Here is a 13,239-nt window from a genome sequence, read left to right as displayed (position 1 = left end):
TTCGCCCATTTCCGCCGCCGACCCGGCCTTTGCCTTCGTCCATGTCCGCCGTCTTCAACTTCACCTTCGTGCCCTGGTTCCGGTCGGTGGCGCCCTACATCCACACCCACCGGGGCAAGACCTTCGTGGTCGGCATCGCGGGCGAGGCCATCGCGGCAGGCAAGCTGCCGTCCATCGCGCAGGACCTGGCGCTGATCCAGTCCATGGGCGTGAAGGTCGTGCTGGTGCACGGCTTCCGCCCCCAGGTCAACGAGCAGCTGCGCGCCAAGGGCCACGAGGCCCGCTATTCGCACGGCCTGCGCATCACCGACAGCGTGGCGCTGGACTGCGCGCAGGAGGCCGCCGGCCAGCTGCGCTACGAGATCGAGGCCGCCTTCAGCCAGGGCCTGCCCAACACGCCCATGGCCGGCTCGACGGTGCGCATCCTCTCGGGCAACTTCATCACCGCCCGGCCGGTGGGCGTGGTGGACGGCATCGACTTCCAGCATTCCGGCCTGGTGCGCAAGGTGGACGCCACCGGCATCCGCCGCGCGCTCGACGGCGGCAGCATGGTGCTGCTCTCGCCCTTCGGCTTCTCGCCCACCGGCGAGGCCTTCAACCTGGCAATGGAAGAAGTCGCGACCAGCGTGGCCGTGTCGATCCAGGCGGACAAGCTGATCTTCCTGACCGAGGTGCCCGGCGTCGCCATGGACCCGAGCCAGCCGGTGAGCGAGGACAACCCGGTGGACACCGAACTGCCGCTGGACGTGGCGCGCAAGTGGCTGGCGCAGCTGTCGGCGCCGCAGCAGCCGACCGACACCGCCTTCTACCTGCAGCACTGCGTCAAGGCCTGCGAGGCGGGCGTGGAGCGCAACCACATCCTGCCCTTCTCGGTGGACGGTGCGCTGCTGCTGGAGATCTACGTGCACGACGGCATCGGCACGATGGTGATCGACGAAAAGCTCGAATCGGTGCGCGAAGCCGGCGTGGACGACATCGGCGGCATCCTGCAGCTGATCGAGCCCTTCGAGCGCGACGGCACGCTGGTCAAGCGCAGCCGCACCGAGATCGAGCGCGACATCCACCAGTACACGGTGGTGGAGCACGACGGCGTGATCTTCGGCTGCGCGGCGCTCTATCCCTATCCCGAGGCGAGAACCGCCGAGATGGCGGCGCTGACCGTCTCGCCGCAATCGCAGGGCCAGGGCGACGGCGAGAAGCTGCTCAAGCGCATCGAGCACCGCGCCCGAGCCATCGGCCTGGACAGCATCTTCGTGCTCACGACCCGCACCATGCACTGGTTCATCAAGCGCGGCTTCCAGCCCGTAAGCCCGGACTGGCTGCCCGAGGCGCGCAAGAAGAAATACAACTGGGACCGCAAGAGCCAGGTGCTGGTCAAGAAGCTGGGCTGAGGCTTTGCGCGAAGGAAAAAGCGCGCCACAGGGCGCGCTTTTTCATTGGGCAACGGGCCCCGCCTCGCCTCACATGCGCGGCTGCCCGTTCGATGCCGTCAGCCCGCCGTCCACCGGCACCAGCGCGCCATTGACGAAGCTCGCGTCGTCGCTGGCCAGAAACGCCACCACCGAGGCCACTTCCGCCGGGTCGGCGCCGCGGCCGAGCGGAATGCGGTCCTTGAAGCGTTCCATGGTCTCGGGGTCGTCCTGCATGTCCTCGGTCATGGGCGTGAAGGTCAGGCTGGGACAGACGGCATTCACCCGCACGCCCCGGCCGCCGTGGTCCAGCGCCATCGCCCGGGTCAGGTTCACCACCGCGCCCTTGGATGCGTTGTAGGCCACCAGGCCCCAGTCGCCCCCCAGGCCCGACACCGAGGCGGTGTTGACGATGCAGCCGCGGCTGCGCTCCAGGTGCAGCATGGCGGCCTTGGCGCCGTTGAACACGCCGCCGGCGTTCACCGCCAGCGTGCGGTGGAAGTCCTCGGCGGAGGCCGTGGTGGCGTCGCCATCGGGGGCGATGCCGGCGTTGTTGACCAGCACGTGCAGTTCGCCGAAGCGCTCGATGGTGGCCTCGACCAGCGCGCTGACCTGGCCCAGGTCCGACACGTCGGTCTGGTGCACCAGCGTGCGTTCGGACGGCAGATCGGCCGCCACCTTGTCGAGCTTGTCCGCATGGTCGCCGGCCAGCACCACGTGCGCGCCCTCGGCCGAAAAGCGGCGGGCGATGGCCTCGCCGATGCCCGAGCCGGCACCCGTGACGATGACGACCCGGCCATGGAAACGGTCGCGGCCCTGGGCAGAAGAGAGTTGGAGTGCAGAAGTCATGCGGCGGATGAACGCATGCACGCGCAGCGCGCCGCGTCGGAAAACCGCGCATCGCAGGCGTCAAGTGCGACGCACGCGCGGTGATCCATTCGGGCGCTACGACACCCTATCCCCCGCGCCCCTCAGCCCGCCATGCCCAGCCCGCGCAGCAATAGCAGGGTCACCGTGCCCACCACCACCGGCCCGGTCACGCCGCGCCGCCAGCAGAACCAGGCGACCGACACCGCGACGGCCAACCAGCGCGGATCGTGCCAGCCCGGCGCGACGGCCGCGCTGGCCGAGCCGCGCAGCACCTCCGGCACCACCACGGCCATCAGCGCGGCCAGCGGCGCATGCCGCAGCCCCGACGCCAGCCAGCCCGGCAGGCGCGGCTCGCGCCGCGGCAGCAGGAACACGCCGCGCGTGAGCACGGTCACGCCCGCCAGCGCGAGGATGGCGATCCACAGGTGCAGGTCGGTCATGGCGTGGTGGCGATGCGCAGGGCGCGCCGTTCGGCCCAGTGGCCGGCCGCCATGGCGGCGGCGATGGCCGCGATCACCTGCAGGCCGAAGGGCCAGCCCTGCCCCATCCAGCCGATGGCGCCGGCCACGGCCGCCACCAGCCAGCTGGGCCGGTCCGCGATCATGGGCATGGCCAGGCCGAGCAGCGCCAGCACGCCGATGAAGCGCAGGTCCCAGTCCGGCGGAATGGCGTCGGCCAGGAAGATGCCGCCCAGCGAGGCCACCTGCCACGCGGCCCAGTTGAACAGCGCCAGGCCCAGGAAGTAGGCCAGCTGGTCGGGCGCGCGCCGCGGATAGCGCTGCATGAAGCGCACGTACACCGGGTCGCCCGCCAGGTAGGCCAGGCCCAGGCGCTGGGGCCGGGGCAGCAGCCCGAAGTAGCGGCGCCAGTGGGCACTGAAGACGACGAAGCGCACGTTGAGCATCAGCGCCGTCAGCACGATCACCCACAGCGGCGCGCCCGCCAGGATCATCGGCAGGCAGGCCAGCTGGGAGGCGCTGGCGAAGACCAGCAGCGACATGGCCAGCACGGCGCCCATCGGCAGGCCGCTGCGCGCCATGGCCACGCCGGTCACCAGGCCCAGCGCCACCGTGCCCAGGGCCGGGCCGGCGATGGCCCGCACACCCGCGGCGAAGCCCGGGTGCGTGAAGAGCGAGCGCAGCGATCGCGTGCCGAACAGCGCCATGTCGTGACGGTCTCCGTGCGCCGGCCGATCAGGCGGCCGTGACGTGCACGCCCGGGCGGCGGCCGTCGTTCCAGCGGCCGCCCAGGGCGCGCTCGATCTGGGCCGCCAACTGCAGCAGCAGGCCGTCGTTGGCCTGCCGCGCCTGGGCATGGATGCCGAAGGGCAGCCCGTGGGCCTGCTGCGCCATCGGCAGCGAGATGGCCGGGATGCCGCACAGGTTGGACAGCGGCGTGTACGAGAAGAACTTCCAGAGGTTGTCGAACCAGTCCAGCACGTCCGGGTTGTCACTGGTCGTCAAATACTCGGTGGTGCCGATGCGCGGCGTGGGCAGCGCGGTGATCGGCGTGAGCATGATGTCCCAGTCCTCGAAGAAGGCGCCGAAGGCCCGCGCGGTACTGTTGAACACGGCCTGCATCTGGTAGCGCTCGGCATACGACAGGTCCTTGCCGGCCTCCCAGATGCGGATGTTGATCGGCTCGATGAGGTCGGCCGGCGGGCGCGCCAGCCCGTTCTTCGCCAGCAGCCCGTTGATGACCTGGGCGAAGTTGCTGATGTAGCAGGTGGTCTGGGCGCGGAAGGCCTCGCGCAGGTCGGCGTTGGGCAGCGCCCATTCCACGTGGTGGCCCAGGCCTTCGAGGAAGCGGGCGGCCTTCTCCAGCTCGGCCACGATCCCGGGCGTGGCGCGGTAGTCGCCCCATTCGTGCGACAGGGCGATGCGCAGCCGGCCCGGGTCCTTCCGGATCAGTTGGGTGTAGGGCTCCGGCGCCGTCCAGTAGGGCATGAACTCGCCGGGCGCGCCGCCGCGGCAGGCATCGACGAAGGCCGCGGTGTCGCGCACCGTGCGGCTGTGGCAGCCCTGGATGGAGACGTAGCCGGTGATGTCCGACGAATTCGGCGCGATGCTGAACACGCCGCGCGAGGGCTTGAGGCCGATGTTGCCGTTGAAGCCGGCCGGAATGCGGATGGAGCCGCCGCCGTCGGTGGCATGCGACATGGGCACCACGCCTGCGGCCACCATGGCCGAAGTGCCGGCGGAAGAGCCGCAGGTGGTGAACTCGGTGTTCCAGGGGTTGCGCGTGACGTAGACGGCCGGGTTCTCGGCCGAGCTGCAGACGCCGAACTCCGGCGTGGTGGTGCGGCCCATGAGGTTGAGGCCGGCCTTGCGCATCTGCTTCGTCAGCCAGGCGTCCTCGGTCGGGCGGTTGCCGCGCATGAAGAGCGAGCCCTGCTCCTGCAGGCGGTCCTTGAGCGTGGGGCCCAGGTCCTTCATCAGGAAGGGCACGCCGGCGAAGGGGCCCTGCGGGTTCAACCCGTCCTTGAGCGGGTCGGCCACCACGTCGTCGAAGACCTCGACCACGGCGCTGAGCGTGGGGTTGGTCATGGCGATGCCGGCCGCGGCCTGCTGCGCCAGCTCGGCGGCGGTCAGTTCGCCCTGGCGCACCTTCTCGGCCAGCGCCGTCGCATCCTGGGCGGCCCATTCGTCCCAGCTCATTGCCAATGTCATGTGTCGTCTTTCTGTGTGTGCGGATTCGGTCGAACCAAAAATTCTGCCCGGTCCGGCGCAGCCGTGCTCAGGCGGCCACGCCCAGCTCGGTGCGCGGTGCCGCGGCCAGCAGCTTGCGGGTGTAGGCATGGGCCGGCTGGCCGAACACCTCGGCCGTCGGGCCCTCCTCCACGATGCGGCCCTGGTTCATCACGATCACACGGTCGCACAGCTGCGCCGCCACCCGCAGGTCATGCGTGATGAACAGGATGCCGAGGCCGAAGTCGCGCTGTACCTCGCGCAGCAGGTCCAGGATCTGTGCCTGCACCGACACGTCGAGCGCCGACACCGCCTCGTCGGCCACCAGCACCTGCGGCTGGCAGGCGACCGCGCGGGCGATGGCCAGGCGCTGGCGCTGCCCGCCCGAGAACTGGTGCGGATAGCGCGACAGCGCGGCGCGCGGCAGCTGGATGCGGTCCATCAGCTCCTCGGCCAGCTTGCGCGCGGCCGGCACGTCCAGGCCGAAGTTGACAGCGCCTTCGATCATCGAGGAGCCCACGGTGCGCCGAGGGTTGAGCGACCGGTTCGGGTCCTGGAACACCACCTGCACCCGCGAGCGCAGCGGCCGAAGGCGCGATTCCGACAGCGACTGCACCTCGCGGTCGCCCCAGGTGATCGTGCCCTCGCTGGGGTCGATCAGCCGGATCATGCAGCGCGCGAAGGTGGACTTGCCCGAGCCGGATTCGCCGACGACGCCCACGGTCTCGCCGCGGTGCACGGCCACGCTCGCCTCCTTGAGGGCGGTGTTGGGCCTGGCGCGGCCGAGCCAGTCGCGGCGCACGTAGGTCTTGCCGACGGCGCGGCCGGCCAGCAGCGCCGGGCCGCCGGGCAGCGCGCGCGGCGGCGGCGGCACCATGCCGGGCACGGTGGCCAGCAGCATGCGGGTGTAGTCCTCGCACGGCGTGCGCAGCACCTGCTCGCGCGGGCCCTGCTCCACCACCTTGCCGCGGTGCATCACCATCACCTCGTCGGCGATCTCGGCCACCACGCCCATGTCGTGCGTGATGAACAGCACCGCACTGCCCTGCTCCTGCTGCAGCTCGGCGATGAGCTTGAGGATCTCGGCCTGCGTCGTCACGTCCAGCGCCGTGGTCGGCTCGTCGCAGATCAGGAGGCGCGGCTTGAGGATGATCGCCATGGCGATGACGATGCGCTGGCGCTGGCCGCCCGAGAGCTGGTGCGGATAGCTCGAAAAGATGCGCTGCGGGTCGGGCAGGCGCACGCGCTCGAACACCTGCAGGATGCGCGCCTTGCGCTCGGCGGGCGTCAGGGTCGTGTGGTTGCGCAGCAGCTCGTCCACCTGTTCGCCGCAGGCGAGCACCGGGTTGAGCGCCGTCATCGGCTCCTGGAAGACCATGCCCATCACCTGGCCGCGCAAGGCGCGCAGGCGCTTCTCGGGCAGATAGCGGCCGCTGCTCAGCAGCGGCTCGCCGGCCAGCGCGATGTCGCCGGCCGTGATGGTCAGGCCTTTGGCGAGCAGCGCCATCACGGTGGTGGCCAGCACCGACTTGCCGGAGCCGGACTCGCCCACGATGCACAGCGTGCGGCCGGCCTCGATGCGCACGTCCAGCCGCTCGATGGCGTGGGGCCGGTCGGCGTCGACGGGCAGTGCGACCTGCAGGCCGCGCACGTCCAGCACCGGCGCCGAAGGGGCGTGGGGCGCTTCGCCGGCGGCGATTCGGGTGGGAAGGGGTTTCATCGGCGGGCCTCGCTCAGCTGCGCTTGGAGAACTTGGGATCGAGCACGTCGCGCAGCCCGTCGCCCAGCAGGTTGATGGCCAGCACGGTGGGCACCAGGAAGAGCGCGGGCCACAGCACGTTGCCGGGGGCCTGCGAGAACAGCACGCGCCCCTCGGCCATGATGTTTCCCCAGGTGGGCACTTCGGCCGGCAGGCCCAGGCCCAGGAAGCTCAGGATGGCTTCGGTCAGCACGGCCGATGCGGCGACGAAGGTGCCCTGCACGATCAGCGGCGCCAGCGCGTTGGGCAGGATGTCGCGCCACAGGATGGTGGCGTTGGGCGTGGCCAGGGCGCGGGCGGCCTCGACGAAGGGCTCGTCGCGCAGGCCGATCACCAGGGCGCGCACCAGGCGGGTCACCCGCGGCACCTCCGGCACGGCGATGGCCAGGATCACCGTCGGCAGGCTGGCGCCCAGCATGGCCACCAGCGTGATGGCCAGCAGCACGGCGGGGATGGCCATCAGGCCGTCCATGACGCGCATCAGCACCGCATCGGCGGCGCGGAAGTAGCCGGCCAGCATGCCCAGCGTGCAGCCCAGCACCACCGCCAGGGCGGCGGTGAGCACGCCCACCAGCAGCGAGATGCGAGTGCCGTAGAGCACGCGGCTCCAGATGTCGCGGCCCACGCTGTCGCTGCCCATCCAGAAGGTGTGCTGCACCGTCGCGCCGTCGGGCAGCGTGACCTGGCCGGCGGTGCCGGCGGGCACGGTGATGAAGGTCGCGTCCATGGCCGAGGGGTCGAAGGTGCCGAGCCAGGGTGCCATCAGCCCGACCAGGGTGAGCACCAGCAGCACCAGCGTGCCGCCGCGCACGGCGCCGTGGCGCCAGAGTTTGTGGAAGGTGCCCATGGCTTCAGTACCGGATGCGGGGGTCGAGGAAGAGGTAGCTGACGTCCACCAGCAGGTTGACGCCCACGTAGATCAGCGCGAAGAACAGCACCACGCCCTGCAGCACCGGGAAGTCGCGGTTGAGCACCGCGTCCACCGTCAGCTGGCCGAGGCCGGGAATGGCGTAGACCGTTTCGGTCACCACCACGCCGCCCAGCAGCAGGGCCGCGCTCACGCCGATCACGGTGGCCACCGGCACGGCCGCGTTGCGCAGCGCATGGTGGCTGAGCACGGCGCGTTCGCCGATGCCCTTGGCCCGGGCGGTACGGATGTAGTCCTCGGTCAGCGCCTCGCTCACGGCGGCGCGGGTCACGCGGGCCAGCAGCGCCACGTAGGTCACGGCCAGCGTCAGGCAGGGCAGCACCAGTTGCCGCGCCCACGGGCCCACGCCTTCGCCGATGCGGCGGTAGCCCTGCACCGGGAACCACTGCAGCTTCATCGCCAGCAGGTAGATCAGCACGTAGCCGATGACGAACACCGGCACCGAGAAGCCGGCCACCGAGAAGGCCATGACCGCCTTGTCCAGCCAGCCGCCCATGCGCCAGGCCGCCAGGGTGCCCAGCGGCAGCGCGATGGCCACGGCCAGCAGCAGGGTGCCGATGGCCAGCGAGAGCGTGGGCTCGATGCGCTGGCCGATCAGGGCCACCACCGGCTTGTTCAGGAAGAAGGAGAAGCCCAGGTCGCCGTGCAGCACATTGCCGGCCCAGGTGGCGAACTGCGTCCACAGCGGCTGGGTCAGGCCCAGTTGCGCGCGGATGCGGTCCAGGTCCTCGTTGGTGGCGCTGTTGCCGCCGATGATGGCCGCGGGGTCGCCGGGGGTCAGCCGCACGATCATGAAGACCGCGATGGCCACCACCAGGATCACCGGCAGCGTGGCGAGCAGGCGTTTGCCCAGAAAGCTCAGCATGGCCGTCCTGCCTTCACTGCTTGCGGATGTTCCAGTAGACCTGGGCGCCGGCGGGCACCAGGCCGGTGACGCCCTTGCGCACGGCGGCCGGCTGGTTGTACTGGCCCACGGGCACGTGCGTCACGGTCTGGAAGGCCTGAAGCTGCGCGGCCTCGGCCAGCTTCTTCTTCTCGGCATCGGTGCCGGCGGCGATGAACTGCTTCTTGATGGCTTCGAGCTTCGGGTCGTCCTGCCAGCCGAACCAGCCCTTGTCGCCGGTGGCGTTCATCATGGCCATGGTCAGCGGGTTGAGGATGTCCGAGGCCGTCCAGGAGGTCATGAAGATGCTCCAGCCGCCGGCCGAGGGCGCGTCCTTCTTGGCGCGGCGGGCCACCAGGGTCTGCCAGTCCATGTTCTGCAGGTCGACCTTGAAGCCGGCCTGCTCCAGTTGCTGCTTGGCCACCAGCGGCAGCTTGCCGATGGTGCCGTTGTCGGCCGGGCGCATCAGCACCACCGGCTCGCCCTTGTAGCCGGCCTCGGCCAGCAGGGCCTTGGCCTTCTGCGGATTGGCGATGCCGGTGTATTCGCCCGTGTTGGCCGACTCGTAGGGCGTGCCGCAGGGGAACATGCTCTTGCAGTAGCGCGTGAGGCCGGGCGTGCCCACCTGCGTGCGCAAAAAGGCCTCCTGCCCCAGCGCCAGCATGGCGGCGCGGCGGACTTTCTCGTTGTCGAAGGGCGCATGCAGGAAGTTGAAGCGCAGGATGAACTGGTTGCCGGCCGGCTGGGCGTCGACCAGTTCCACGCCCGGGTTGCTGCGCAGCGTGGCGTACTGCTCGAAGGCGGGCTGCTCCAGGATGTCGGCCTCGCCGTTGAGCAGGGCATTGAGCTGGGTCTGCGCGTCGCGGATGAACAGCCATTCCACGCGGTCCACGTACACGTTCTTGCCACCGGCCGTGCCCGAAGGCGCCTCGGCGCGCGGCTTGTACTTGGTGTTCTTGAGGAAGACGGCCTTCTCGCCGGGGCGGAACTCGTCGGCCTTGAAGACGTAGGGGCCGGAGCCGATGGTTTCCTTGACCTGCACGTCGCCGGGCGTGTCGGCCACGCGCTTGGGCATGATGAAGGGCACGTTGGACGAGGGCTTGCCCAGCGCCTCGGTCACCAGGCCGAAGGGCTCCTTGAGCTGGATGACGAAGGTCCTGGCGTCGGGCGTTTCGTACTTGTCGATGGCCTTGGCCAGCTGGCCGCCGAAGGTGTCGCGGCTGGCCCAGCGCTTGAGCGAGGCGACCACGTCCTCGCTGGTGACCGGCTTGCCGTCGTGGAACTCCAGGCCGTCGCGCAGCTGGAAGGTCCAGGTCTTGTTGTCCTTGGACACGCTCCACTTGCCCACCATCTGCGGCTGGATCTTGCCCTGGGCATCGGTGCCGAACAGGGTGTCGTAGATCATGTAGCCGAAGTTGCGCGAGATGTAGGCCGTGGTCCAGATCGGGTCCAGCACCGTCATGTTGGTGGTGGGAATGATCCGAAGGGTGCTGGACTGCGCCGCGGCGGGCAGCGCGGTGCCGGCCGTCACGGCCAGCATGGCGGCGCAGGCCGCCCACTTCGACAGGGCACGGCGGCTCACGGGGCGGGCGGCAGAAGTTTGGGAGGTGTGCATGAAGCTTCCGAAGAGGGCGGTGGAAATGCGGGAAAAAGATCCGGCTTGCCGGTGGGGATGGATTGGGACAAAAATCGACGCAATTGAATATGTACAGTTGCAAAGGGCTGAACTAGAACAGTCCAGCACAGCGATCACAGACAGGTGCATCGCGTGCACCCATTCAGTGCCCCGTCGCTCCACGTCGCCACACATCGCCCAGCCATGATTTCGCTCGACCCCCGCTCCGACGTGCCCCTGGTGCGGCAGATCCGCGATGCCCTCGCCCTGCAGATCGACCGCGGCGCGCTCGCCGTCGGTGCACGCCTGCCTTCGGTGCGCGAACTGGCGCGCGAGTCCGGCGTGAGCACCATGACGGCGACCAATGCCTACCAGCGCCTGGTGGCCGACGGCTACGTGGAGGCGCGCCCCGCCAGCGGCTACTACGTCGCGGCGCACGGCGACACCGCCGGCCAGGGCGCGCGCCGCAAGCCCTTCGTCGGCCGCACCGCGGTCGATTCGCTGTGGCTGATCCGCCGGGTGTACGAGGACGACGCCTCGCTGCTCAACGCCGGCTGCGGCTGGATGCCGCCGGAGTGGCTGCAGTCCGACGCCGTGCGCCGGGCCCTGTCGGGCCTGGCCCGCAAGCAGGGCCCCGCCCTCGCCCGCTACGGCTCGCCCCATGGCTACCTGCCGCTGCGCCAGCAGATCGAGGCGCAGCTGGCCGCCCGCGCCGTGCAGGCGCCGCCGCACCAGATCGTGCTGACCCACGGTGCCACCCAGGCCCTGGCGCTGGCCGGCCGCTGCCTGCTGCAGCCGGGCGACGCCGTGCTGGTGGACGACCCCGGCTCCACCAACCTCTTCGAGACACTGCGCCAGCAGGGCGCCCGCCTGGTCGGCGTGCCGCGGCTGCAGGACGGCCCCGACCTGGCGGCCCTGCAGGCCCTCGCCCAGCGCCACCGGCCCAAGGCCTTCTTCATCCAGACGCACCTGCACAACCCCACCGGCTCCTCCTGCGCGCCGGCCAAGGCCTATCAACTGCTGCGCCTGGCCGAGCAACTGGGCTTCGCCATCGTCGAGAACGACGTCATGGCCGGGCTGGAGCCGGCCGGCGCCACCTCGCTCGCCAGCCTGGACCAGTTGCGGCGCGTGATCTACGTGGGCGGCTTCTCCAAGCTCGTCTCACCCAGCCTGCGCGTGGGCTTCGTCACCGCGAACGAGGAGATGGTCGACAAGCTCATCCACGCCAAGATGAGCGACAGCCTGACCAGCTCGGAGATGAACGAGCGGCTGGTGCACGCCGTGCTGGCCGAGGGCAAGCACCGCGCCCATGTCGCGCGGCTGGCGCAGCGCCTGGCCGAGGCGCAGGTGGCCGTGTGTGCGGGGCTGGCGAAGGCGGGACTGGAGGTGTTCGGCCAGCCGGCGGGCGGGCCCTTTCTGTGGGCGCGGTTGCCTGCGGACGGCATGGACGCGGCGGCGGTCGCCCAGCGCGCCGTGGCGGCGGGGCTGCTGCTGGCGCCAGGGCATCTGTTCTTGCCCAGTGCCCAGCCGACGCCGTGGATGCGCTTCAACGCGGCCTACGCAGACGACGCGCGGGTGTACGACTTCCTGAAGCGGGAGGCGGCGACGGCGCGGGCTGCCTGACGGCCACCCTCGCCCCCTTCCCGTCGTGCGGGATGCCCATCTTCAGGCTCCGAGGACGCGCGGCTATAAAAGACCCGCTTACCGCCGCCCGGAGACCTCGATGCATCCGCACTTCCTGCTCGCCTCTCTCGTCATGCTGGCTTCGTGCAGCAGCATCGAAGACAGGGCCGACACCGACGATGTCGGGTTCACGGCCTATCCGGCGGAGGTTGTCCAGCGCGAAATCCTCCGCCTGGAAAGCGGCGCCCGCGGCTCGCCGGCCTTCCCCATCCAGCGGGTGCGCTACATGGGCAAGGTGGCCTACCTCGTGACGGCGCCTTGCTGCGACCGGTTCAACTACCTCTACGACGCGTCCGGCCAGGCGCTGTGCGCGCCGACGGGCGGCTTCGCCGGCCACGGCGACGGGCGGTGCCAGGGGCAGGTCCAGGCGTTTTGAGCCGGGTCGGCGACGGTCCCCGGCCCAATTGGGCGTCCGGCCTGCGCGCTATGCGGCACGGCCACCCGGCCGCTGGTGCCGGCGATGTGCCGAAGCCCGGCCCCAGATGCTCACGCACCGCGTCCAGCAGCAGGGAGGCCAGGCGCTCGGGGGCCGGCCTCCGTGCCTTTGGCAAGCTCAAGGCGACGGTGCGGATCGCCCGGCCGTCGCCGCGAAGCGCCCCGCCAACTGCCGTGCCGTCTTGCCACTGACGCCCTTCCCCGTCACGGCCAGCGCAGGCGGATGGGCCAGCATCCGCTCGAACACCGCCCGCACCTCGTCGGCGCCGATGTCCTGGATCATCGCCAGGGCGTCGGGCAGCGACAGCACGGCGCCGCAGGCCAGCAGTTCCTCCACCGCCTGCTCCATGGTGGCGTAGGGCCGCTCCGCCGCGCGCACGCGCGACACGGCCAGCTGGTTCTTCGCGCGCTCGAGGTGCACCGGGTCGATGGCCGCCGCCTGGGCGCGCAGCAGCTCGCCCGTGGCGGCGACCAGCGCGTCCAGCTTGTCGGGCGTGGTCACCGCGCTGACGACGAAGTTGGCCCAGGCGTCGCCCTTGTCGAGGGTGGCGTCCGCGGTGTAGGCCAGGCCCAGCCGCTCGCGGATGGTGTCCGCCAGCGGGGCCGACATGCCGCCGCCGAAGAGGTTGGCGGCGAGGCCCGCCGCCAGGCGCCAGCGCGCCTGGGCCAGCGCATCCGCGCCCACGGGCGCGACGGGCCAGGCGATGTTCAGGAACACCTGCGACACCTGCGCGAAGCGCCGCGCCAGCGCCTGCCCCGCATAGGGCGTGGCCGCGGGCGGCTGGGCGGCCGAAGGCTCGGCCCCGGACGGCATGCCGGCGAACAGCTCGGCGGCCAGCGCCATCCAGGCTGCCGCATCGACGTTGCCGGCCGCCGCCACCACCGTCTTCGGCCCCACGTGGTGCGCCTGCACGTGGCGCAGCAGGTCGTCGCGGACGAAGCCCTCGATGTTGGCCAGCGTGCCGATCAC

Annotated in this window: 12 protein-coding genes; 3 read left to right on the top strand and 9 right to left on the bottom strand. The window is 70.8% G+C overall.

Annotation, left to right across the window (positions count from 1 at the left end; genetic code table 11):
* Window positions 1-41 precede the first annotated feature (41 nt).
* Window positions 42-1,391, top strand: coding sequence for an amino-acid N-acetyltransferase (argA, locus tag NS331_RS07405; protein ID WP_058641367.1), 1,350 nt, complete (start codon window positions 42-44; stop codon window positions 1,389-1,391).
* Between the two features lie 69 nt (window positions 1,392-1,460).
* Here the strand turns inward: argA and budC are convergent, their stop codons facing one another.
* From budC to NS331_RS07365, 8 genes are all read right to left on the bottom strand, one after another.
* Window positions 1,461-2,258 (bottom strand): meso-2,3-butanediol dehydrogenase, encoded by a 798-nt coding sequence (gene budC / locus NS331_RS07400; RefSeq protein WP_058641390.1) that lies wholly within the window; start codon window positions 2,256-2,258, stop codon window positions 1,461-1,463.
* A gap of 122 nt (window positions 2,259-2,380) precedes the next feature.
* The gene (locus NS331_RS07395) at window positions 2,381-2,719 is read right to left on the bottom strand and encodes an AzlD domain-containing protein (protein ID WP_058641366.1); all 339 of its coding nucleotides are present in this window, start codon (window positions 2,717-2,719) and stop codon (window positions 2,381-2,383) included.
* Window positions 2,716-3,444, bottom strand: a complete 729-nt coding sequence (locus tag NS331_RS07390) for an AzlC family ABC transporter permease (RefSeq protein WP_058641365.1) — start codon at window positions 3,442-3,444, stop codon at window positions 2,716-2,718. Before NS331_RS07390 ends, NS331_RS07395 begins: the two co-directional genes overlap by 4 nt.
* 28 nt (window positions 3,445-3,472) lie before the next feature.
* On the bottom strand, window positions 3,473-4,948 hold the full coding sequence (locus NS331_RS07385; protein ID WP_058641364.1) for an amidase: 1,476 nt from the start codon (window positions 4,946-4,948) through the stop codon (window positions 3,473-3,475).
* A gap of 67 nt (window positions 4,949-5,015) precedes the next feature.
* The gene (locus NS331_RS07380) at window positions 5,016-6,686 is read right to left on the bottom strand and encodes a dipeptide ABC transporter ATP-binding protein (RefSeq protein ID WP_058641363.1); all 1,671 of its coding nucleotides are present in this window, start codon (window positions 6,684-6,686) and stop codon (window positions 5,016-5,018) included.
* Between the two features lie 13 nt (window positions 6,687-6,699).
* Window positions 6,700-7,572: an ABC transporter permease gene (locus NS331_RS07375; RefSeq protein ID WP_058641362.1), complete on the bottom strand. Its 873-nt coding sequence runs from the start codon at window positions 7,570-7,572 to the stop codon at window positions 6,700-6,702.
* A 4-nt stretch (window positions 7,573-7,576) separates the two neighbouring features.
* Window positions 7,577-8,518 carry an ABC transporter permease gene (locus tag NS331_RS07370; RefSeq protein ID WP_058641361.1) on the bottom strand — a complete coding sequence of 314 codons (942 nt, stop codon included), beginning with the start codon at window positions 8,516-8,518 and terminating at the stop codon, window positions 7,577-7,579.
* Window positions 8,519-8,531: 13 nt separating this feature from the next.
* On the bottom strand, window positions 8,532-10,118 hold the full coding sequence (locus NS331_RS07365) for an ABC transporter substrate-binding protein (RefSeq protein ID WP_345940338.1): 1,587 nt from the start codon (window positions 10,116-10,118) through the stop codon (window positions 8,532-8,534).
* Between the two features lie 237 nt (window positions 10,119-10,355).
* On the opposite strand from NS331_RS07365, the gene NS331_RS07360 reads away from it, so the two are divergent.
* Together NS331_RS07360 and NS331_RS07355 are read left to right on the top strand one after the other, a co-directional pair.
* The gene (locus NS331_RS07360; protein WP_058641359.1) at window positions 10,356-11,774 is read left to right on the top strand and encodes an aminotransferase-like domain-containing protein; all 1,419 of its coding nucleotides are present in this window, start codon (window positions 10,356-10,358) and stop codon (window positions 11,772-11,774) included.
* Window positions 11,775-11,874: 100 nt separating this feature from the next.
* On the top strand, window positions 11,875-12,210 hold the full coding sequence (locus NS331_RS07355; RefSeq protein WP_058641358.1) for a DUF6970 domain-containing protein: 336 nt from the start codon (window positions 11,875-11,877) through the stop codon (window positions 12,208-12,210).
* A 177-nt stretch (window positions 12,211-12,387) separates the two neighbouring features.
* Here NS331_RS07355 and NS331_RS07350 read toward each other — a convergent pair.
* Window positions 12,388-13,239: M16 family metallopeptidase (locus NS331_RS07350; protein WP_193758058.1), on the bottom strand; the 852-nt coding region annotated here is incomplete at its 5' end.

The sequence above is a fragment of the Pseudacidovorax intermedius genome (assembly GCF_001476815.1).
GTDB classification, from domain to species: domain Bacteria; phylum Pseudomonadota; class Gammaproteobacteria; order Burkholderiales; family Burkholderiaceae_C; genus Xenophilus; species Xenophilus intermedius_A.
This window is presented reverse-complemented; position numbering and strand designations above follow the sequence as displayed.

Bases quoted from the DNA above. Each gene is read 5' to 3' on its own strand.
- NS331_RS07370 (WP_058641361.1), bottom strand. From the start codon at position 8,518: ATGCTGAGCTTTCTGGGCAAACGCCTGCTCGCCACGCTGCCGGTGATC.
- NS331_RS07355 (WP_058641358.1), top strand. From the start codon at position 11,875: ATGCATCCGCACTTCCTGCTCGCCTCTCTCGTCATGCTGGCTTCGTGC.
- argA (WP_058641367.1), top strand. From the start codon at position 42: ATGTCCGCCGTCTTCAACTTCACCTTCGTGCCCTGGTTCCGGTCGGTG.
- NS331_RS07385 (WP_058641364.1), bottom strand. From the start codon at position 4,948: ATGACATTGGCAATGAGCTGGGACGAATGGGCCGCCCAGGATGCGACG.
- NS331_RS07360 (WP_058641359.1), top strand. From the start codon at position 10,356: ATGATTTCGCTCGACCCCCGCTCCGACGTGCCCCTGGTGCGGCAGATC.
- NS331_RS07380 (WP_058641363.1), bottom strand. From the start codon at position 6,686: ATGAAACCCCTTCCCACCCGAATCGCCGCCGGCGAAGCGCCCCACGCC.
- NS331_RS07395 (WP_058641366.1), bottom strand. From the start codon at position 2,719: ATGACCGACCTGCACCTGTGGATCGCCATCCTCGCGCTGGCGGGCGTG.
- NS331_RS07375 (WP_058641362.1), bottom strand. From the start codon at position 7,572: ATGGGCACCTTCCACAAACTCTGGCGCCACGGCGCCGTGCGCGGCGGC.
- budC (WP_058641390.1), bottom strand. From the start codon at position 2,258: ATGACTTCTGCACTCCAACTCTCTTCTGCCCAGGGCCGCGACCGTTTC.
- NS331_RS07390 (WP_058641365.1), bottom strand. From the start codon at position 3,444: ATGGCGCTGTTCGGCACGCGATCGCTGCGCTCGCTCTTCACGCACCCG.